Below are 19,913 nucleotides of genomic sequence, written 5' to 3'. Positions count from 1 at the left end.
GGTGAGTGACACGCCCCAGCAGTCCCGTCAGGAGTTTTGTTATGTCCCATAATCTTCCCACTATCGATAGTCAGTACCTGATCGACAAGATGATGAAGATGCTGAGCATTCCATCGCCCACGGGTTTTACCGACAGTGTGGTGTGTTATGTCGGCGAATGTCTTGAAGAACTGGGGGTCGATTACACCCTCAGCCGTCGCGGTACGCTGTGCGCGACCTTGCATGGTGAGGTGGCCGGGCCGCAGCGCGCGCTGGTGACGCACCTGGATACCATCGGCGCCATGGTGCGCGAGATCAAACCCAATGGCCGTATTGCCATTACCCCCATCGGCCACTGGTCGAGCCGTTTTGCTGAGGGTGGCCGGGTGTCACTCTTCGGTGAACATGCCCAGTACCGTGGCACGGTGCTGCCGCTGATGGCGGCGGGCCATGCCTTTAATGAAGAAATTGATACTCAGCCGGTCAGCTGGGAACAGGTCGAGGTACGCCTCGATTTTCCGGTCAGTTCCGCTGAGGATGTCCGTGCGGCCGGGCTGGAAGTCGGTGATTACGTAGCCTTCGATCCGAACCCGGAAATTACCGACACCGGCTTTATTATTTCGCGTCATCTGGATAACAAGGCCGGTGCAGCGGCGCTGCTGGCCTCCCTTGAGGCGCTGCAACGCCAGAACCTGCGCCCGCGCCTGACCACGCAGATTCTCTTTACCGTCTCTGAAGAAGTGGGCTCCGGCGCCGGTCATGCCCTGTCGGATGACATTACCGAGTTTGTCGGCATTGATATCGGCCCGGTCGCCAGCGGCCAGAATGCCAGGGAAACCGGCGTGACCGTGGCGATGAAAGACTCCAGCGGCCCCTTCGACTACCACCTGAGTCATCACCTGATTGAGCTGTGCCGTCAGCACGATATTCCCTGGCAGCGCGATGTCTTTCGCTTCTATTACAGTGATGCGGTGTCAGCAGTACAGGCCGGTCATGATATCCGTCCGGCGCTGATCACCTTCGGCACGGATGCCACCCACGGCTATGAGCGTACTCACATTCATGCGCTGGAATCCTGCTCGCGGCTGATGTCGGCGTATCTGATGAGCGATCTGGCCCTTAAAAATGACCGCAAGGCGGACATTCCCCTGCGCGATTTTGCTGCGGCCATTCCTGAGCCGGAACCTGCCGGTATGCCGGAGGCCCTGAATGAAACGCTGCTACGCCAGCAGGGAGTGAAGAACCGTTTAGGCGACTGAGGTTGCCTGCCGTTGTGGGCAGCAAGAGGGCTGTCATTGTGTTTACAGCGGGCAGATAACCCGCTGTTTTCCTGTCTTTGCGCCGTATTCCTGCGGTTTTCGGAAGTGGGGAAGAGTACTAGGCGACACCTGGAGTTTGTGGCATAAGGGACAGGTTTTGATGCATTTGCTGGTAATAAGGCCAGCATTGCCCTGCGGAGAGGGAACATGTCGCTTGATACGCTGTTCAGCAATGTCCACAACCTGCCAAGTATTCCCAAGGTGGTTCAGGACCTGCAAACGAGCTTCGGCTCAGATAAGGCCAATGCCGATGCCATGGCGGCGATGATCGCCAAAGATCAGGCTTTCGCGGCCAAGGTGCTGCGACTGGCGAACTCCGCCCGCTACGGTGTCGGTCGCAAGATTGCCTCAATCCAGAGCGCAGTGGTGCTGCTGGGTGTCTCTGCCCTGCGTTCGCTGGTGATGGCGACCGGTGTCAGCGCGGCGTTTACTGAAGTTCCCGGTCTCGACATGAAAGCCTTCTGGAAGCGCAGCTTCACCGTTGGCGCGATCTGCCGTCGCTTTGCCCGTCCTTCAGGCTGTGACCCGGAAGTGGCCTTCACCTGCGGCATCATGCACTCCATCGGTATTTTGCTGATTCACATGGGTGAGCCTGACCAGTGCGCGCTGATTGACCAGCAGGTCGCCAGTGGCCAGAGGACCCGGGCTGAAGCGGAACACGCGCTGCTGGGTTATGACTATGCCGAAGTGGGCGCTGTCTTAAGCCGCCGCTGGAAATTCCCCGAAGAGATCCAATACGCCGTCTCCGGTCAGCTTGATCCGCTGGCGTCGCCCCGTTCTGCCTACGCGGCGCTGATCTTTCTGGCGAACTATCTGCTGGAAGGTGAAGCCGAAGGCTGGGATGAGATCGAATTGCTCGCCCACTTCCCTGAAGAGGTAGCCGAACGCTTGCGGCTTATCCCTGCCGACGTGGTTGGTGAATGGGTTGTCCTCAAAGGAGAGGAAGATGACATCGATGAACTGTTGTCATAACGGTAATTTGGGTCTTTATTTGTAGTAAGGGCCGATTCGGTTGATGTGGTTTGTTTCGGCCTGGTGGCAGAGCAGTCAGTGCTGCCCGTTCTCTATCGTCAGGCCGCCCTCGTACTTGTGGCTGGTTACCTTTTGAATGACTGCCATAAGCCAAGGGGGCGGTAGTCAGTGACCCAGGAGAGTATGGGAATGTCAGTCGAAACGCTTTTTTCCAACGTCAATGAATTGCCCAGTATCCCTAAAATCGTCCGGGAGCTGATGGACTGCTTTGAGTCCGAGCAGGTCAATGCGGACCGTATCGCGACCATCATCGCCAAGGACCAGACCTTCGCTGCCCGTGTGCTTCGCCTTGCTAACTCTGCCCGCTATGGTGTGGGCCGCAAGGTGGCTTCCATCAATAATGCCGTTGTGCTGCTGGGTTCCAATTCCCTGAAAACACTGGTGACGGCCTCGGGCGTGACCGCCGCGTTCAAGGAAGTCCCTAACCTCGACAAACGCCGTTTCTGGAAAGACACCTTCACGGTGGCGACTCTCTGCAAAATGCTGGCAAAGCAGGCGCGGCTTGATCCTGAGCTGGCCTTTACCTGCGGCATGATGCACAACATCGGCGAGATGCTGATTCACATGGGCGAACCTGATCAGGCCAGGGACATTGATTCTGCGGTGGAGCAGGGGCAGGATCGTGCGGATCTGGAAACCGACCGCCTGCATTATCACTACGGTGAAGTCGGTGAGTCTCTGGCGCTGCGCTGGAAATTTCCTGATGAAATTCAAAAGGCCGTGCGCCAGCACGTGCACCCTGAGCGTGAAGCCAGCCCGTCGCCTTATGCGGTGCTGATTGCACTGTCGATCTATCTGGTGTCGGCTGAACACAAACACCAGGACGATGCGGCCATTATCGCGGGCTTCCCGCAGGGACTGGCGACCGCGGTGGGCGTAACGGCAGAAGCTGCAGTGGCTGCGCTGACCGTACTGCGTGCCGAGGCTGATGATATTGATGCGCTGCTGGGTTAAGCCGCGCGTCATCCCTTCAGCACTGATCTGAGTCAGTGCACTACCGCCAGGCCTGCCGTCATGTTCCTCCCCGTGACGGCAGGCTTGGCGGTTTTATATTTCCCCCACTGTTTTATACTGGCCGACCTGTTTTACCGACGCTGATAGCTCATTGCCATGGCCAAAGATTCCGAACGCCCTTCGCTGCATCCCCGTAATCGTCATCAGGGGCAGTATGACTTTGCCCGGCTGACGCAAGCTGAACCTGCACTGGCGCAGTTTCTGGTACCAAGTGCCCACGTGGCCGACAAGCTGACGCTGGACTTTACTCAGCCTGAGGCGGTGCGCTGCCTGAACCGCGCGCTGCTGGCAGCAGAGTACGGCATTGTCGATTGGCAGTTGCCGGAAGATGCGCTCTGTCCGCCAATCCCCGGTCGTGCAGACTATGTGCACGTGATGGCCGATCTGCTGGCGGCGGATGCCGGTGGCAAGCTGCCTGCAGGCAGGAAAATTCGCATGCTGGATGTCGGCACCGGCGCCAGTGGTGTGTATCTGCTGCTGGGCGCGGCGGAATATGGCTGGGGCGGCATCGGCGCGGATATTGATCAGGGTTCACTGGCTCATCTGCAGGGCATTCTGAACGCTAACCCGCAACTGGCAGAGCGGCTGGAGCTGCGTCATCAGGCCGATGCTTCGGCCTATTTCACCGGTATTATCGATGGTAAGGAATCGCTGGATGTGACCTTCTGCAACCCGCCGTTTCATCACTCCGAAGCGGATGCCATGGCGGGGAGCCGTCGCAAGTGGCGTCAGTTGGGCAAGGCCGAACTGGGCAGGCAGCTGAACTTTGGTGGCCGCGCTAATGAACTCTGGTGTGAAGGCGGTGAGCAGGCGTTTATTCTCGGCATGATCGCCGATAGCCAGCGCTTTGCTCAGCAGGTCCTGTGGTTCTCCTCGCTGGTGGCGCGCAGCAATCATCTGCCTGCCATTGAAGCGGCGCTGAAAAAGGCCGGGGCTGCGCGAGTGGAAATCATCCCGATGGCTCAAGGCAATAAACAAAGCCGTTGTGTGGCCTGGAGCTTTATGAATGCCGATGCCTGCAAAGTCTGGCGTCAGCTGCGCTGGGGGCTGAAACGCTAAGCGCTTTTGGCGCAATTAACAAGAACGGCGCCCTGAGGCGCCGTTGTCGTTTATGCAGCAGTGACTCTGCCAAGTGGCTTTAGCCATACACAGCATGAGGCAGCCAGGTTGCCAGCGCCGGGAAGAATGCCAGTACGCCCAGCATCAGCAGCTGGATAATGATGAACGGAATCACACCCTTGTAGATGGTGCCGGTGGAAATCGTATCCGGTGCCACGCCACGCAGGTAGAAGAGCGCGAAACCAAAGGGCGGCGTCAGGAACGAGGTCTGCAGGTTGATGGCGAACATGATGCCAAGCCAGATAGGATCGATCCCCATCATCAGCAGAATCGGCGCGACAATCGGCACCACCACGAAGGTGATCTCGATAAAGTCGAGGAAGAAGCCGAGGAAGAACATCACCAGCATCACGATGATCATGGCGCCGATTTCGCCGCCGGGCATGTCATGCAGGAAGTCCCGCACCAGATCATCACCGCCGTAACCACGGAACACCAGTGAGAAGACCGCTGCCCCCACCAGAATCATGAAGACCATGGAGCTGACCTGAGTGGTGCTGCGCATCACTTCCATCATGACCTGCCAGCTCAGGCTGCGGCGCAGTAATGACAGCACAATCGCACCAATGGCGCCGACCGATGCCGCTTCCGTGGGCGTTGCCAACCCACCCAGAATGGAACCCAGCACCAGAACCACCAGCATCAGCGGTGGCAACAGCACCTTGAGGACACGCATGCCCAGGTCGTTGACCTGACCGCGCTCTTCTTCGGGAATGGCCGGGACGCTTTCAGGCGAGGCCACTGCCTTGTAGATCAGATAGAGCACATAGGCGACGACCAGCAGCAGGCCAGGCACCAGTGCGCCGAGGAACAGATCACCGACGGTGACCGATTCCGGGGAGTAGATTCCCATGTCCAGCTGCGCCTGCTGATAAGCAGAGGAGATCACGTCGCCCAGCAGCACCAGCACGATGGAGGGTGGAATAATCTGCCCCAGAGTACCGGAGGCGCAGATGACGCCCGTTGCCACTTTGGGGTCATAGCCGCGGCGAATCATGGTCGGCAGCGACAGCAGGCCCATGGTCACGACGGTCGCACCGACGATGCCGGTACTGGCCGCCAGTAACATGCCCACCAGACAGACGGAAATACCAAGACCGCCACGCAACGGGCCAAACAGCAGGGACATGGTGTCCAGCAGCTCTTCGGCAATTTTCGACTTCTCCAGCATTACACCCATAAACACGAACAGCGGCACCGCGATCAGGGTTTCGTTGTTCATGATGCCGAAAATACGGTTGGGCACGGCTTGCAGGAAGACCGGATCAAAGAGGTCGAACATATAGCCGACACCGGCGAACAGGAGTCCGGTTCCCGCCAGTGAGATAGCGACCGGATAGCCGATCAGCAGGATAAAGATGGCGACGACGAACAGCAGCAGAGGCATGATTTCCGCGATCATAGAACGGCCTCCTTCTCATCCACCAGATGGGTCTTGCCGGCAATCACCAGCAGATCGCGCAGCAGCTCGCCAATCCCTTGCAGTATCACCAGCACCGGCATCAGCAGCAGGGTGCCTTTCAGCACGTAGCGATAAGGAATGCCGCCGGCTTCCTGTGAGGTTTCCTTGATCGACCAGGCCAAGGCGACGTAGTCCCAGGAAATCCAAAAAAAGAAGATCATGACCGGCATCAGCAGGAAGAGATTGCCGAACAGGTTCACCCAGGCTTTGCCGCGTTCACCCATGGGCCGGTAGAAAATATCAACGCGGACATGGCCGTCATGGCGCAGGGTATAGGCCGCGCCAATCAGGAAAACGCAGGCGTGCATGTAGATCACCGATTCCTGCACGGCGATGTTGCCTTCGTTAAAGAGATAGCGCATCACCACGATGTAGAAGGTGACCAGCACCATCGCCAGGGTGAGCCAGGAGATACAGCGCCCGGTGAATTCGCTAATGGCATCAATGCCACGAATTACCCGGCGTACCGAGGAAGAATCGTTCGTCATAGTCGTTATGCTTGATCGCTGTGGCGGGCCGAGCCTGCCGTATTCTTTTTATAGTGATAAAGCCAACATGAGCGGGCTTTATCCAGCCTGTCTTCACATGAACTCCACCCGGGAAAATGACGCTGTCAACGTGCCAGAAACGCGGGTATCACTTTGCAACATACAAAAAGCCCTTACGCCTTGCCAGTGTTTTAAGGCCCTCTACGACCTTTGCCTGATACCACTGACCTGTCCGATTTCAAAAAGGTGCCAAATTCGCGCACAATAGCCCTTTTGCCGCCGCCAGTGACGAGAGTTTTATGGACGTATCCCACCTCATTGATCGCCTGAACCCACCCCAGCGTGATGCCGTATCCTCACCGCTGGCCAGTCGTCTGGTGCTGGCAGGGGCAGGCAGTGGCAAGACCCGCGTGCTGGTGCACCGCATTGCCTGGCTGATTCAGGTTGAGCAGATTTCTCCCTACGCCATTATGGCGGTGACCTTTACCAACAAGGCCGCCAAGGAAATGCGTACCCGTATTGAGGCGCTTTTGGGCTCAACGCCACGCGGCATGTGGGTGGGCACTTTTCATGGTCTGGCGCATCGCTTGCTGCGCGCCCATTACCGTGAAGCCAATCTGCCGGAAAACTTCCAGATTCTGGACAGCGATGATCAGCTGCGGCTGGTCAAGCGGATCTGCCGCGAGCTGAACCTCGATGAAAAGCGCTGGGATCCGAAAGAGCTGACCTGGTTTATCAATGCCCAGAAAGACGAAGGTCTGCGTCCCAAACATCTCGACAGCTATGGCGACATCAACTGGCAGGTGCGCATTGATGTGTACAGCGCCTATGAAGAGGCCTGTCAGCGCGGTGGCATGGTCGACTTTGGCGAACTTCTGTTGCGCTCCCATGAGCTGTGGCTCAACCATCCGCCCTTGCTGCGGCATTATCAGCAGCGTTTTCAGGCGCTGCTGGTGGACGAGTTTCAGGATACCAACAAAATTCAGTACGCCTGGCTGCGGGTGCTGGCGGGTAAAGAGCTGCCGGTGATGGCCGTGGGCGATGATGACCAGTCCATTTACGGCTGGCGCGGTGCCCGTATCGAGAATATCCAGAATTTCGACGCTGACTTCCCAGGCACTGAGACCATTCGTCTGGAGCAGAACTACCGCTCCACCGACACCATTCTGCAAGCCGCCAATGCCCTGATCCGTAACAACACCGGACGACTGGGCAAGGAGTTATGGACGGACTCCGGTCTTGGCGAAAAGATTCAGGTCTACTGCGCCTTCAATGAGCAGGAAGAAGCGCGCTTTGTCGTCGAACAAGCGCAAAAATGGGTGGAAGAGGGCGGTTCCCGTCAGGAAGTGGCGGTGCTTTACCGCTCCAATGCCCAGTCCCGCGTATTGGAAGATGCGTTGGTGCGAGCCGCAGTGCCTTACCGCGTATACGGCGGCCAGCGCTTCTATGACCGGCTGGAAATCCGTAATGCGCTGGCTTATCTGCGCCTGATCCAGAACCGCGATGATGATGCGGCGATTGAGCGCGTGATTAACGTTCCTGCGCGGGGGATTGGCAGTAAAACGCTGGAAACCGTGCGTGATCTGGCGCGCCAGCAGCGGGTGTCGCTGTGGCAGGCATCGGTGGAGTCACTGGAGCGCTGCCTGCTTTCTGGCCGCGCTGCCACGGCGATTCAGGGCTTTCTGACACTGGTGGATAACCTTGCGGTGTCAGCGCAGGGTCTGCCCATGAATGAAATCTGCGAGCAGATGCTGAACCACACCGGGCTGATCGAGCATCATGGCAAGGAGAAAGACAAGGGTGAGACCCGCGTTGAGAACTTGCAGGAACTGGTCAGTGCCGCGCGTCAGTTTGAACAGAACTGGGTGCCTGATGAAGAAGGCCCGCAGGAAGTGTTGTCAGCCTTTGTTGACCAGGCCGCACTGGATGCAGGCGATGCCCAGGCGGCGGAGTTCACCGACAGCATTCAGCTGATGACGCTGCACTCCGCCAAAGGCCTCGAATTCCCGCTGGTGTTTATGGTGGGCATGGAAGAAAGCCTGTTCCCCCACTCCATGTCTGCCGAAGACCCTGACCGTCTCGAGGAAGAGCGTCGCCTTTGCTATGTCGGTATCACCCGCGCACGTCAGCGCCTGATGATCACCTGGGCGGAGTCGCGTAGGTTCTACGGTCAGGAAGAGCGCCGGGCGCCATCGCGATTCCTCAATGAAATCCCCGAGGAGTTGCTGGAAGAGGTGCGTCTCGGTGCGAGTATTCGCCGACCCCTGTCATTCCAGCGCCAGATGCCTTCGTCCGTGTTTGACGAAGCTGAAGTGCCGCAGACGGAGTTCTATCTTGGTCAGCGGGTCAGCCATGCCAGCTTCGGCGATGGTGTGCTGATCAACTTTGAAGGTCAGGGCCCGCGGGCGCGGGTCGAAGTGAACTTTGATGATGTCGGCAGCAAGTGGCTGATTCTCTCCATGGCGAAGCTGACACCCTTAAGCTAAGACGTTGTCGGTGAGCCGTAACGCACAAAAAAGCCCCGTCCAGTGCGGGGCTTTTTTGTGTCTGATCCGTCGTGCCGGCTATTCCATGGTGCTCATCATGCCAGCCAGTACGATCAGCGTGCCGAGGTAACAGCCCCAGAGCAGAACTTTCTGGCGGAAGCTCAGGCGCAGTTTCAGGGCGCAGCGTTCACAGTTGAGGGCATGCTGACGAAGGGAGGACTGACAGCGTGGGCAGAAGCTGCCTACCTTGGTGGCATCATGGTATTGCCACGCCTGCCACAGTAGCAGCGCGACGAAGGCCATTGTCCACAGCGTTTGTTGCCACCAGGCCACCCATAGCACCAGCGCCACACCGGTCAGCCACCAGCCACGTCCGAGCCAACGGGTGATCTGACCGCCATCCAGAGGCGGCAGGGGAATCAGGTTCAGGCCGTTGAGGATCACGCCAATCCAGGCCAGATGCCAGAGCAAAGGCTCGTGGGTTTGGTGAAAGGCGATCAGGCAGCCCAGCGCAAAAAGGGTACCGATGGCGGGGCCGCCGAGCGCAAAAAAACCACTCTGCAGCGGGCTTAACCAGCCGCCCTGATATTGGGTGTAGCCTCCGAGAAAGGGCACAAAACGAATTTTCGCCACATTGCCGGTCATTACCCGAATGGTCAGAAGATGACCCATCTCATGGACGAAGACGACCAAAAGCAGCAGGGTGCTGGTGCGGGCATCGAACAACCAGGCAAAAGCTGCCCAGGTGAGCACCGCGGTGGTGAAGCTCTGGCGGTCGAGGGCGTGATACCACGCTGAGGCTGGAGAAGAATTCATAGGCATCATCCAGAACAGTAAGGCGACCTGTGGGCCGCCTTCACGCAGTAGCCTGCTATGTTATGCCGGATGTGTAAAGCCTGAGATGACAACCTCAGGCAGCCGCACCCCAAAGCCGGTTCAGGGCTTCACGGGCAGTCGGCTCAAACGGCGGACGCAGGGTTTCCAGGGTTGGGCTTTCCACACCGCGAGCGCTGTGGGTCGGGTGGGCCAGCTGCCAGAGACCGATCAGCAGCGCATAGCTTTGCAGCAGTGTCTGCACAATGGTTTGTTCCTGACGCTGATCCGGGAACAGATCACGCATTTCCCGTGCGGTCAGATGGAAGTCATCACAGAGGGTCTGCTTGAAGTGCACCAGCAGATCATCCGACACGTTCGGCTCAAGCACGCCATTACTCAGGCAGGCCAGTTGCATCAGGCGCGGGTGCGCATTGACGTGATCACACAGGACTTCCAGCACGGCTGGCGCGGCTTTGGCTTCCAGCGCTGTGCGGCGCATTTCTGCAGTCCACTTGAGGATGGACTCTTCCAGCAAGGTCAGAAAAATCGCTTCCTTGGACGGGAAGTAGATATAAATCGTGCCCTTTGCCAGTGAACAGGCATCGGAAATCTCAGCGATCGTGGGCAGGACGGTGGGGTTGGCAGAAAACAGGGACTCTGCCGCCTGCAGGATGCTTTCACGACGGGCAGCCTTACCAGCTGCACTGCGGGCACGGATATTGATAAGAGGTTTTTCTGACATGCGCGTTATTCTCAGGTATTGCGATGCCCCTTGGGGCGCTTCCTTGCCGATGGACAAGCCGGAACTGGTCTCTACGGCTGACGTTAGATGAACCTGCGTCAGCGGGCGTTATTTTGCCTGTTTATTGCCTATAAGAAAACCTGATATGTGTTCGTGTAAGCTCTTTTTACAAGGAATTGACGAAACGCCTCGAAAACGGCGCTAATCGGCATGATTCGTGGGGTTGTACGTCAAGATTCTTGACCGAATGCATTGTGTTTGCGCATTAAAGGATTATGCTGTGAACCCATTACCAGAGGAGAATGGCAGCCCTTGCACCCTCTGTCAGAATCTTTAGGCATGGTGGGAATTGCCATCGATGCCCAGTGGAGAGATCCGGATGTCGTCTCAAACGGGAGTTGCACTCGTCGAGTGTACGGTGATGAATCTGTTTGGAGAGAAGTCTCAGCGTTACGTACAGGAAGACGTTTACCAGCTCTGGCAGTTCATGATGTATCACAAACACGGCTTTCAGGTGGTTCATCCCCAGTCATGCCGCTGGTTGCCCCTGATGCCGGGCGGCAACAATGTACCGGAAGGCCCGCTGGTCAACCGGGTCTACCTCAGCCATTGGGATGAGGATCTGAAAAAGCTGCAGCACGTTGAACGTTTCGTCAGCGTCGATGACACGCAGAAAGTCAGCGAAATGCTGCGCAAGCATTACAGTCCGAAGCAGCTTGGCGGCTACCCGCTGGAGCTGAAAATCGAGCCAGGCTACGTGGTGATCTGATCCGCGGAGCGACCAGGCTGAGAACAGGATGCTGATAGAAACCGCGCCAATGAGCGCGGTTTTTTTATGGCGGGGAACGCTGTAATCCTGTTCGTCGAAAGGTCAGCTGGCGCTTAACGTGGCTCGGGCGCCTCAATCCCGCGGCCAAAGCGTTCGAACTGCATTTCCTGCAGACGGCTTAATGTCCGTTGAAAAGGAAAGGCCAGAAAACCCTGCGGGTACAACTCACGCAGCGGTACCGCCGCTTCAACATAGAGCGGCACGCCCTGTTCATAGCATTCATCCACCAGGGCGATAAAACGTCGGGCGCCGTCATCTTCCTTGGAAAGCATCGGGAAACTGCGCTCCCCGGCCTCGACCAGCTTAGCGCCGTCTTCCGTTCCTCTCGCGATGCGCACCTCTTCACCTTCTGCACTCAGGCAAGGCACGCCGCTGATAAAGAGCGCGCGGTGTTGCTGGCAAAGCTGAATATAGTCGGCGGCCGACCAGGCTTTCTGGCAGAGGACGGAGAATTCACACCAGAGCAGGTTGCCTTGCCGCCGCTTCACCGCCAGACGACGGGCACCCAGTGCCAGCTCAGTCTCTTCCTGACGGGCATCCGGCTGGCGGGCCGCAAGCTCATCAAAGGCGGCTGTCATGGCGGGCTGATCATTCACCCAGAAACGTTGCACCGGCTGACCGGGATGCAGGCGATGATCCTCACCGCCATCCACCGGTTGAATACGCATTCTGGCCTTGATGGCCGCAATCGCGGGGTCAAAACGATCCTGATGCTGGCCGTGAGCATAGAGGCGATCCGGCGGTAAATTGGAGGTGCTGACCAGCACCACCTTTTCGGCGAAGAGAACGTGCATCAGACGGCCGAGTAACATGGCATCGCCAATATCCGCGACAAAAAACTCATCCAGACAAATGACGCGGTACTCTGCAGCCAGTTCACGGGCGACAATTGCCAGAGGATCAGGCAGACCGGTAAAGGCGAACAGACGCTTGTGCAGATGACGCATAAAGTGATGAAAATGCTGGCGCCAGGCCGGCACCTGCAGGCTTTCGCAGAAGCGGTCCATTAGCCAGGTTTTGCCACGGCCAACGGGCCCCCAGAGATAGACGCCCTGGGGTGCGGGGCCTTGCCGGTGGCTCTGCCAGTGATGCAGTGCCTGCAAACAATCACTTAATGCCGTCGCCGCCTCACGCTGGGCGGAGTCTTCGACAAACTCCAGATGTTTAAGAGCATAGTCGTAGGCGGCAAGCGGGTCGGAGAAAGGGCGTGGAGTCACAGCAACAACCTGAACTGAATAGAGCCGTTGGCTATCCGTTGCCTCTATAAGAGATAACCGATGGCCGTGATGACGGCTAATGATCCGGCTTTTGCCTCAGCTGGCAAGGGCTGCAGTGCCCTCGGCTGCGGGTGCAAGAGACTGTTGTTCTGAGATGTCCTCTGCCGGGGCTTCCGGTTTGGGCTGAAGAACATCCAGCAACGCATAGAGGTGATGTACCGCTGCCGCTATTTCTGCGGTCCGTGTTTCGGAGTCAGCCCAGAGTGGCTTCATGGTCTGGTTTCGCAGTAATCCCAGAATGTGGTGTTGCAGTTCATGATAACGCTCCGCCACTGCCTTGTAGCGGCGCGCGGTGCGGCGGGTCAGGTTGCGGCGCTGGATGTTGTCACTGGCAGCATGGGCGTTTAATTCTTCCAGCAGTGCTTCGGCATCGGTAAGACCGGCTTCATCACGACGCTGCCGATAGTGTGTTTCATAGGCGTGCAGCTGTTGCTCATAGGCTTCGCGCAAGGCCTGATGACGCTGATTATTGTGGGCCTGAATCTGGCGCAGTTGCTCTTCCTTGACCTGGTTCTGCCAGAAGTTCGCCAGAGTGGCGATGCGATGGTGGTAGATCTTCTCCAGCCAGTTGGCTTTGTACTCAGGCGTATTGAAGTGGCGGCTGAGCAGGAAGCGGTAGTAGGGGTTGTTAGCGAACTCTTCGAGTTTGTGGGTCGTTTCACGGTGAATTTGCTGATAGAGCGACTGGTCAGCCTCGACGGCCTTATGGGCCTCGACACTGGCATCGGCCAGCGACTGTTCCTGAAAGGAAAACGGCGGCTCAGGCATGGCCTCCAGTTCGGCGCGCGCCTGTTGAATCTGCTGGCGCCGGTTATTGATCTCAACGATCTCGTTGGTTTCCGGCAGGATCTTCTCCACTGCCTTCTTGAAGGTGGTGCGTTTACGCAGAAATGCCTTATTCAGCATCGGCATTCCGGGCGTATCGAGCTGCTCATCCACCAGCGCACAGAGGCGACGATAGCTGTCAGTCAGTTCGATGTAATGCGCAAGAGAGACGCGCAGGGCGCTCAATTCGGGTAAGGCAGGGGGATTGAGGATATCCATATCCGCTGAGCTCCTGATCAGAATTTAAAGAAGAAACAGAAATAGACGGCCAGACCCAGCGTGATGATGCCGATCACATTGGTGAGCACCATATTGCCCAGATGCGTCCCCACGGGCAGATCCAGCTCAACCTGATTACCGTGGCGTTTCATGTGACGGCGCAGATACCAGGGCGCTTTTTGGGGGCTCGGCACCGGCGTCATGCGCAGGCGTTGCTCCAGATAGTGTTGCCAGAGCCGCTCCAGCATATTGGTGCGCAGGTTCGGCGATTGCTGCAGACAGAAGGTGTCGAAGTCCTGTCGCAGGGTCGGCAAGTCAGCCAGTTGGGCGCTGGTTCGCACCTGTTCAGAAAACTTGTTGACCAGTTCGGTCACGATATCCTTGGACATGCTCTCACCCTCATGCAGCACCACTTCCTTGAAGGTGCGCTATTTTGCACAAAAAATCATCAGTTTTCATGGGCGAATGACAATTAATCCACCGCTGGCAGGTCAGGCTGAGAGGGTGGGGTTAAGGCCGTATCAGGGCCGCACGTGCCTGAGCGACCTGAGAGCGAATGCAGCAGCCCTCGACATGATCATTGATCATGCCCATGGACTGCAGAAAGGCATAGGCTGTGGTTGGGCCGACAAAACGCCAGCCGCGTTGCTTAAGCGCCTTGGCCAATGCTTTGGATTCCGCGCTGACGGTTTGGCTTCGTGGTGGCGGCAAAGTGTTTTCATCCGGCTCGAAGCGCCAGAGAAACCGCGCAAGGGAGCCGAATTCGGCCAGTATTGACGGCATCTGGCGGGCATTGTTGAGCACTGCATTGATTTTGCCGGGATGACGGATGATGGCCGGGTTGGCCAGCAGACGCTTACTATCCGTCTCGGTGAAAGCGGCCATGCGCTGCCAGTCAAAATCAGCGAATGCTTCACGCAGGGCCGGGCGCTTGTTCAGCACCGTGCGCCAGCTCAGGCCGCACTGAAAGGTTTCCAGACACAGCTTCTCAAACAGATGGCGATCATTGAGGACCGGAAAGCCCCACTCTTCATCGTGATAGCGCCGAAGCTCATCCGTCTCGCCACTCCAGTCACAGCGATAGCGTTGGTCATCACCCTGAACCAGTGTGGTATCGGCGAGCTTGGTCATGGGGCGCTATTCTCCTGCGGTGGTTGTCGGTGTGGTGTGTTTGTCGTGAATGGCCGCTGTGGATAAAACTCAGGCGTCCGAAGACGCCTGAGTGCACCCGCTGTGAATTGCGCAGGCCTTCTTATTGGAAAGCGGTTTCCACAAAACTTCGCAGTTTGCGCGAGTGCAGGCGCTCCGGCGGCATGGCACGGAGTTTTTCCATGGCGCGAATACCGATCTTCAGGTGCTGAGCGACCTGACGGCGATAGAACTCGCTGGCCATGCCGGGCAATTTCAGCTCTCCGTGCAGGGGTTTATCGGAGACACACAGCAGCGTGCCGTACGGCACACGGAAGCGGAAACCGTTGGCGGCGATGGTGGCGGATTCCATATCCAGCGCCACTGCACGGGACTGGGAGAAGCGCTCGACCGGTTCGCGGTGATCGCGCAATTCCCAGTTACGGTTGTCGATGGTCGCCACCGTACCGGTACGCATGATCTTTTTCAGCTCCCAGTCGTTAAGGCCGGTAATGTCTTCAACCGCTTCTTCCAGTGCCACCTGCACTTCGGCCAGCGGCGGGATTGGCACCCAGGCGGGCAGGTCGGCATCCAGCACGTGGTCTTCACGGACATAACCGTGGGCCAGGACATAGTCGCCCAGTTTCTGGGTATTACGTAGACCGGCGCAGTGGCCCAGCATCAGCCAGGCATGAGGACGCAGTACCGCAATGTGGTCGGTAATGGTTTTGGCGTTTGAGGGGCCGACACCGATATTCACCAGCGTGATACCGGTATTATCCTCGCGCAGCAGGTGATAAGCCGGCATTTGCGGCAGTCGTGCCGGAGCCTGACCTTCCCGTGGCGCGCTGTCGCCGGAATAGGTAATCAGGTTGCCCGGCTCCACAAAGGCGACGTATTCACTGCCACCGTCGGCCATCATCTTGCGCGCCATGGCGGCAAATTCATCGACGTAGAATGCATAGTTGGTGAAGAGCACGAAGTTCTGCACGTACTGAGGACGGGTCGCTGTGTAATGCTGCAAGCGGTACAGGGAGTAGTCCACACGCGGTGCGGTGAAAGGTGCCAGTGGCATTTCCTCACCGGGTGGTACCATCAGGGTGCCGTTGACGATGGCATCGTCCATCACCGCCAGATCCGGCACATCAAAGAGATCACGCAGCGGGCGCTTCAGGGTCTCGACGGCATCGCCATCCACATAGGCGGTTTCATCAAAGGCGAAATGCAACGCGATCGGCACCTCGCTTTCACCGATTTCCACGTCGACTTCGTGATTGCGAATCAGCAGCTCAATTTGCTCGCGCAGGTAATTCCGATAAAGGCCCGGACGCGACACCGTGGTGCTGTAGCTGCCGGGGCCTGGCACATGGCCGTACGCCAGCCGGGAGTCGACACTGGAGTGGGTCGAGGTTTCGAAATGAATCATCGGATAGCAGGCGCGATGACGGGTATCGGGGTGCTGTCCCTCAATGACTTCATCAAAGCGCTGGCGCAGCCAGGAGGTATTGCGTTCGTAGATTTCGATCAGCCTTTCAACGGCAGCTTCTGCATCCGAATAGGCACGAGTTTCCAGAACGGGCGGGGTGACCAGAGTAAGGAGTGCTTCTGCCATGGTCGTTCCTTGTTGTTGATATGGCTTGGTGCCAGTGTGCCCCAGTCCTGCCGGTTTTGGCTACGGGGAATTCAAACAGGCTAGTGTTATCAACACCTTAGGCCTTTTTATAGGGATTGGGCAAAGAAAGCGACGCCGTTTTAGGATTTACAAACAGTTGCAGTTGTTACTCTTTTAAACAAAAATAGCCCGCATTCAGGCAGGGGCGTCGAAGAAACACCGTCATTGACGACGGGTGGCCCTGCTCACACAGACTGCAGGTTTGCCGAATGAATGATGGCAAACACCTCAGAAGGGATGTCGATGGCAGCAGGATGGCTTTCTCAACTTCGTCAGGATGCAAATCTCTGGCTCCAGCAACTGGAAGCCACCGATGCAGGCGGCCTGACCTCGGCTCTTGAGCAGGCGCTGTCGCTGCTGCGTCTGGAAAATGGCCGTGCCACGGCGGCGCGCTACCTGCTTGATGCTGAGGTTGCCCGGCTGGAGCAACAGCACGATACGGGCCTGGACGCTATTCAGCAGCATCTCAGGGCCGACGAGCAGGGCGATGCGCAGGATGACATGCGCGCTCAGCTGGTGCTGGAGGAACGCCTGCGCAATCAGCGTCTTAAACGTGATGAGACCCTCCGGCAAGAGCAGGACTACGGCATTCTTATCCGCGCGCTGGAAAAGGCCCGCGAACAGCTGACTGCTCCGCAACAAGCCGGTATGACGCTCGATGAAGCGCGTGCTCTGGCCCTGAGTACCCTCGATGATGGCCTTGAATGGCAACGCAAGATTGACTACCTCAAAGCACTGCGCGAGCAACAGCTGACCGCTCGAATGAGCGGTAGTGTGGATGGCTCTGACCTTTCTGATCCTTCTGACGCCACTGGGGAGCCACGCTGATGCGCGCTCCTTCAATGGCCGTTCTGACTTTCCTTCGGCAGGCACCGCTGCTGATGCCAACTTTCCGCCGGATACCTGCCCATGTTTGATTTGTTGCTTGCTGATCAGAACCTGATTTTCGCCATTGCACTGGCCGTCATGCTGCTGCTGGCCGTACTCGAAGGGGTGGGCGTATTGCTGGGGCATGGGTTATCCCACCTGTTCGACCAGATGATGCCGAGCCTGCACATGGATATCGACGCCGATATGCCAGAGGCGCCGAGTGCGCTGTCACGGCTGCTGGGTTGGTTGCGTATCGGCGAGCTGCCGATGCTGATCGTGCTGGTGGTGTTTCTGACGGTGTTTGGCCTGATGGGCCTTGGCGCCCAGTCGGTCATCGCCGGTATCACCGGAGCGCTGCTGCCGGGCTGGATCATTGTCTGGCCGGTGCTGATTGTCAGCCTGCCCTTCACCCGCTGGCTGTCCGGAGGTTTGGGTCGCATCATGCCGCGGGATGAATCCACTGCGGTTAATGGGGATGAACTGGTCGGCCAGATTGCGGTGATTACTCTGGGCGAGGCGCGCGTCGGCAGCCCGAGTGAGGCGCGTACCCGTGATCAGTACGGTCAGACCCATTACGTCATGGTGGAACCACTGGAGCCCATCAGCATTGCGCAAGGGCAGGAAGTGCTGCTGGTGCAGCGCCTGGGCAGCCGCTATCAGGTGATTCCCAATCCCCATTCCCATCTTTCTTCGACTCACGCCTGAGCTGGGCGTACTCACTAAACCTCGTTGATCAACCTCAAAAGGAGTTGAGCCCTCATGGGTAACATGAACAATCTTGTCAGCATCGCGATTATTGCCGGAGTGATTATCGTCGCTCTTTTGGCAATCGGCCTGATTCTGGTCCGTCTCTATCGTCGCGCCACCAAGGAAGTGTCCTTTGTCCGCACCGGTTTTGGCGGTGAAAAGGTCATCGTTAACGGCGGTGCCATCGTGCTGCCCATCCTGCACGAAGTGATTCCCGTCAACATGAACACCCTGCGCCTGGAGGTTCGCCGTGCGGCGGAGCAGGCGCTGATCACCCGTGATCGGATGCGTGTGGATGTGACCGCCGAGTTCTACGTGCGTGTTAAACCTCTGGGAGAGTCCATCGCGAACGCGGCGCAGACACTGGGTATGAAAACCATGCACCCAAACGAGCTCAAAGAGCTGGTCGAGGGTAAGTTCGTTGATGCCCTGCGTGCGGTTGCTGCCGAAATGGCCATGGAAGAGCTGCACGAGAAACGTGTCGACTTCGTCCAGAAAGTACAGCAGGTGGTTTCTGAGGATCTGCTGAAAAACGGTCTGGAGCTGGAAACCGTGTCCCTGACGGGTCTTGACCAGACGGGCTTTGAGCACTTCAACCCACAGAACGCCTTTGATGCCGAAGGTCTGACCAAGCTGACCGAGGCCATCGAGTCACGCCGTAAAAAGCGTAACGACATCGAGCAGGAAACGGATCTGGCGATCAAGCAGAAGAACCTCGAAACCGAGCGTACCAAGCTGCAGATTTCCCGTGATGAAGAATATGCCCGCCTTGAGCAGGAACGTGAGATTTCTGTCCGCCGTGCCGCGCAGTCTGCCGAGATTGCCCGTGAACAGGCCGAGAAAAAGCGTGAAGCCGAAGAAGCGGAAATCGCTTCGCAGCGTGAAATCGACCTGCGTCGCATTGGTGCTGAGCGTGATATCCAGAATGAAAACATCCAGAAAGAGCTGGCGGTAAAACAACAGGAAATCACCAAGGCACGGAACCTTGAGCAGTCTGAAATCGAACGTCGCAAGGCGATCGAGCTGGCGGAGCAGGAGCGCTCCATCGCGGTGTCTGAAAAATCCCGTGCGGAATCGGAAGCCAAGGCCGAGGCTGACCGTGCCCGTGCGGCGGCGGTGAAAGAAGAGGAAAACGTGGTCACAGTGCGTGATACCGAGCGCGCAGAACGTGCCAAGGCCATCGAGCTGGTGAATGCCCGTCAGCTGGCAGAAACCGAAGCGATCTCCAAAATTGTGGCGGCAGAAGCCCTCAAGCAAGCGGCCAACGATGAAGCCGAAGCCGTGCGTATCGCGGCGGATGCTGAAGCTCAGCAGGCGCGTATCAAGGCAGAAGGTGAGGCCGAAGCTGCCAAGCTGCGTGCCGATGCCAAGTCCCGTGAATACGCGGTTGAGGCTGAAGGTAAGCGTGCGGTGAACGAGGCCAACAACCTGCTGTCGGCGGATCAGATCGCCATGCAGGTGCGTCTGGCCCTGCTGGAGCAGCTGCCCGCGATTATCCGCGAGTCGGTCAAACCCATGGAGCAGATCAGCGATATCAAGATTCTGCAGGTTCAGGGTATGGGCGGCAGCGATGGTCAGGGCGCGAGTGCCGAAGACGGCAAAGGCGGTTCACTGGCCGACCAGATGGTCAACAGTGCCCTGCGTTATCGTGCCCAGGCACCACTGATGGACTCTCTGCTGTCGGAAATCGGCCTTAAGGGTGCCGATATCAACAGCCTGAGTGCGTTGACTGCGCCTGAAAATCGCGCCTGATTTTCTGACGCTGTGTGAAGAAAACGGTCTGCCTTTGCAGGCCGTTTTTTATGGGCGACGGTTTTTTTCGCACGCGGGCAGAAAATGGCGGGATTGCGCGCTTTTTAGCCAGTTAGCCTGTACCTGACTGTCGGCGC

18 protein-coding genes are annotated in these 19,913 nt (G+C 57.8%); 9 read left to right on the top strand and 9 right to left on the bottom strand.

The features are described from left to right. Positions 1-41 precede the first annotated feature (41 nt). The 4 genes from ACKC9G_RS09265 to rlmF all read left to right on the top strand — a co-directional run bounded on the left by ACKC9G_RS09265 (position 42) and on the right by rlmF (position 4,403). Positions 42-1,238, top strand: coding sequence for an osmoprotectant NAGGN system M42 family peptidase (locus tag ACKC9G_RS09265; RefSeq protein WP_411404665.1), 1,197 nt, complete (start codon positions 42-44; stop codon positions 1,236-1,238). 207 nt (positions 1,239-1,445) lie between these two features. Next, positions 1,446-2,270 carry an HDOD domain-containing protein gene (locus ACKC9G_RS09260; RefSeq protein WP_411404664.1) on the top strand — a complete coding sequence of 275 codons (825 nt, stop codon included), beginning with the start codon at positions 1,446-1,448 and terminating at the stop codon, positions 2,268-2,270. A gap of 189 nt (positions 2,271-2,459) precedes the next feature. After that, positions 2,460-3,284: an HDOD domain-containing protein gene (locus ACKC9G_RS09255; protein ID WP_411404663.1), complete on the top strand. Its 825-nt coding sequence runs from the start codon at positions 2,460-2,462 to the stop codon at positions 3,282-3,284. Positions 3,285-3,440: 156 nt separating this feature from the next. Continuing rightward, positions 3,441-4,403 carry a 23S rRNA (adenine(1618)-N(6))-methyltransferase RlmF gene (rlmF, locus tag ACKC9G_RS09250; protein WP_411404662.1) on the top strand — a complete coding sequence of 321 codons (963 nt, stop codon included), beginning with the start codon at positions 3,441-3,443 and terminating at the stop codon, positions 4,401-4,403. A 79-nt stretch (positions 4,404-4,482) separates the two neighbouring features. On the opposite strand, the gene ACKC9G_RS09245 is transcribed toward rlmF, so the two are convergent. Continuing rightward, a complete protein-coding gene (locus ACKC9G_RS09245; RefSeq protein WP_411405031.1) occupies positions 4,483-5,862 on the bottom strand; it encodes a TRAP transporter large permease in 1,380 nt (459 codons plus the stop codon). After that, the gene (locus ACKC9G_RS09240) at positions 5,862-6,413 is read right to left on the bottom strand and encodes a TRAP transporter small permease subunit (RefSeq protein ID WP_411404661.1); all 552 of its coding nucleotides are present in this window, start codon (positions 6,411-6,413) and stop codon (positions 5,862-5,864) included. The genes ACKC9G_RS09245 and ACKC9G_RS09240 overlap by 1 nt, the downstream gene beginning before the upstream one ends. A gap of 299 nt (positions 6,414-6,712) precedes the next feature. Here ACKC9G_RS09240 and uvrD point away from each other — a divergent pair, with 299 nt between their 5' ends. Continuing rightward, on the top strand, positions 6,713-8,899 hold the full coding sequence (gene uvrD, locus ACKC9G_RS09235; RefSeq protein ID WP_411404660.1) for a DNA helicase II: 2,187 nt from the start codon (positions 6,713-6,715) through the stop codon (positions 8,897-8,899). A gap of 78 nt (positions 8,900-8,977) precedes the next feature. Here uvrD and ACKC9G_RS09230 read toward each other — a convergent pair whose 3' ends face one another. Continuing rightward, positions 8,978-9,715: a metalloprotease gene (locus ACKC9G_RS09230; RefSeq protein WP_411404659.1), complete on the bottom strand. Its 738-nt coding sequence runs from the start codon at positions 9,713-9,715 to the stop codon at positions 8,978-8,980. A 94-nt stretch (positions 9,716-9,809) separates the two neighbouring features. After that, complete coding sequence (locus ACKC9G_RS09225; RefSeq protein WP_411404658.1) at positions 9,810-10,457, bottom strand: TetR family transcriptional regulator; 648 nt, start codon at positions 10,455-10,457, stop codon at positions 9,810-9,812. Positions 10,458-10,836: 379 nt separating this feature from the next. On the opposite strand from ACKC9G_RS09225, the gene ACKC9G_RS09220 reads away from it, so the two are divergent. Then, positions 10,837-11,226 (top strand): hypothetical protein, encoded by a 390-nt coding sequence (locus tag ACKC9G_RS09220; RefSeq protein WP_411404657.1) that lies wholly within the window; start codon positions 10,837-10,839, stop codon positions 11,224-11,226. Positions 11,227-11,339: 113 nt separating this feature from the next. Here the strand turns inward: ACKC9G_RS09220 and zapE are convergent, their stop codons facing one another. The 5 genes from zapE to ACKC9G_RS09195 all read right to left on the bottom strand — a co-directional run bounded on the left by zapE (position 11,340) and on the right by ACKC9G_RS09195 (position 16,347). Beyond that, entirely contained in the window at positions 11,340-12,503 is a 1,164-nt protein-coding gene (zapE, locus tag ACKC9G_RS09215; RefSeq protein WP_411404656.1) for a cell division protein ZapE, read from the bottom strand. 96 nt (positions 12,504-12,599) lie between these two features. Continuing rightward, positions 12,600-13,607, bottom strand: coding sequence for a hypothetical protein (locus tag ACKC9G_RS09210; protein WP_411404655.1), 1,008 nt, complete (start codon positions 13,605-13,607; stop codon positions 12,600-12,602). A gap of 17 nt (positions 13,608-13,624) precedes the next feature. Beyond that, the gene (locus tag ACKC9G_RS09205; RefSeq protein WP_411404654.1) at positions 13,625-13,996 is read right to left on the bottom strand and encodes a hypothetical protein; all 372 of its coding nucleotides are present in this window, start codon (positions 13,994-13,996) and stop codon (positions 13,625-13,627) included. Positions 13,997-14,117: 121 nt separating this feature from the next. Further along, positions 14,118-14,738 carry a DNA-3-methyladenine glycosylase I gene (locus ACKC9G_RS09200; protein WP_411404653.1) on the bottom strand — a complete coding sequence of 207 codons (621 nt, stop codon included), beginning with the start codon at positions 14,736-14,738 and terminating at the stop codon, positions 14,118-14,120. A 121-nt stretch (positions 14,739-14,859) separates the two neighbouring features. After that, a complete protein-coding gene (locus ACKC9G_RS09195; RefSeq protein WP_411404652.1) occupies positions 14,860-16,347 on the bottom strand; it encodes an AMP nucleosidase in 1,488 nt (495 codons plus the stop codon). Between the two features lie 273 nt (positions 16,348-16,620). Here ACKC9G_RS09195 and ACKC9G_RS09190 point away from each other — a divergent pair, with 273 nt between their 5' ends. The 3 genes from ACKC9G_RS09190 (at position 16,621) to ACKC9G_RS09180 (ending at position 19,776) form a co-directional block, all read left to right on the top strand. Then, positions 16,621-17,235, top strand: coding sequence for a hypothetical protein (locus ACKC9G_RS09190; RefSeq protein WP_411404651.1), 615 nt, complete (start codon positions 16,621-16,623; stop codon positions 17,233-17,235). An 81-nt stretch (positions 17,236-17,316) separates the two neighbouring features. Beyond that, complete coding sequence (locus tag ACKC9G_RS09185; RefSeq protein WP_411404650.1) at positions 17,317-17,982, top strand: YqiJ family protein; 666 nt, start codon at positions 17,317-17,319, stop codon at positions 17,980-17,982. Positions 17,983-18,036: 54 nt separating this feature from the next. Beyond that, on the top strand, positions 18,037-19,776 hold the full coding sequence (locus ACKC9G_RS09180; RefSeq protein ID WP_411404649.1) for a flotillin family protein: 1,740 nt from the start codon (positions 18,037-18,039) through the stop codon (positions 19,774-19,776). Positions 19,777-19,913 lie beyond the last annotated feature (137 nt).

Origin of the sequence: Pokkaliibacter sp. CJK22405, from assembly GCF_046614695.1 — a bacterium.
Taxonomy (GTDB): Bacteria; Pseudomonadota; Gammaproteobacteria; order Pseudomonadales; family Balneatricaceae; genus Pokkaliibacter.
Note: the sequence above shows the minus strand (reverse complement) of the source record. Positions and strands in the feature narration are given on the sequence as shown.

Bases quoted from the DNA above. Each gene is read 5' to 3' on its own strand.
- ACKC9G_RS09265 (WP_411404665.1), top strand. From the start codon at position 42: ATGTCCCATAATCTTCCCACTATCGATAGTCAGTACCTGATCGACAAG.
- ACKC9G_RS09260 (WP_411404664.1), top strand. From the start codon at position 1,446: ATGTCGCTTGATACGCTGTTCAGCAATGTCCACAACCTGCCAAGTATT.
- ACKC9G_RS09255 (WP_411404663.1), top strand. From the start codon at position 2,460: ATGTCAGTCGAAACGCTTTTTTCCAACGTCAATGAATTGCCCAGTATC.
- rlmF (WP_411404662.1), top strand. From the start codon at position 3,441: ATGGCCAAAGATTCCGAACGCCCTTCGCTGCATCCCCGTAATCGTCAT.
- ACKC9G_RS09240 (WP_411404661.1), bottom strand. From the start codon at position 6,413: ATGACGAACGATTCTTCCTCGGTACGCCGGGTAATTCGTGGCATTGAT.
- uvrD (WP_411404660.1), top strand. From the start codon at position 6,713: ATGGACGTATCCCACCTCATTGATCGCCTGAACCCACCCCAGCGTGAT.
- ACKC9G_RS09230 (WP_411404659.1), bottom strand. From the start codon at position 9,715: ATGAATTCTTCTCCAGCCTCAGCGTGGTATCACGCCCTCGACCGCCAG.
- ACKC9G_RS09225 (WP_411404658.1), bottom strand. From the start codon at position 10,457: ATGTCAGAAAAACCTCTTATCAATATCCGTGCCCGCAGTGCAGCTGGT.
- ACKC9G_RS09220 (WP_411404657.1), top strand. From the start codon at position 10,837: ATGTCGTCTCAAACGGGAGTTGCACTCGTCGAGTGTACGGTGATGAAT.
- ACKC9G_RS09210 (WP_411404655.1), bottom strand. From the start codon at position 13,607: ATGGATATCCTCAATCCCCCTGCCTTACCCGAATTGAGCGCCCTGCGC.
- ACKC9G_RS09205 (WP_411404654.1), bottom strand. From the start codon at position 13,996: ATGTCCAAGGATATCGTGACCGAACTGGTCAACAAGTTTTCTGAACAG.
- ACKC9G_RS09200 (WP_411404653.1), bottom strand. From the start codon at position 14,738: ATGACCAAGCTCGCCGATACCACACTGGTTCAGGGTGATGACCAACGC.
- ACKC9G_RS09195 (WP_411404652.1), bottom strand. From the start codon at position 16,347: ATGGCAGAAGCACTCCTTACTCTGGTCACCCCGCCCGTTCTGGAAACT.
- ACKC9G_RS09190 (WP_411404651.1), top strand. From the start codon at position 16,621: ATGATGGCAAACACCTCAGAAGGGATGTCGATGGCAGCAGGATGGCTT.
- ACKC9G_RS09185 (WP_411404650.1), top strand. From the start codon at position 17,317: ATGTTTGATTTGTTGCTTGCTGATCAGAACCTGATTTTCGCCATTGCA.
- ACKC9G_RS09180 (WP_411404649.1), top strand. From the start codon at position 18,037: ATGGGTAACATGAACAATCTTGTCAGCATCGCGATTATTGCCGGAGTG.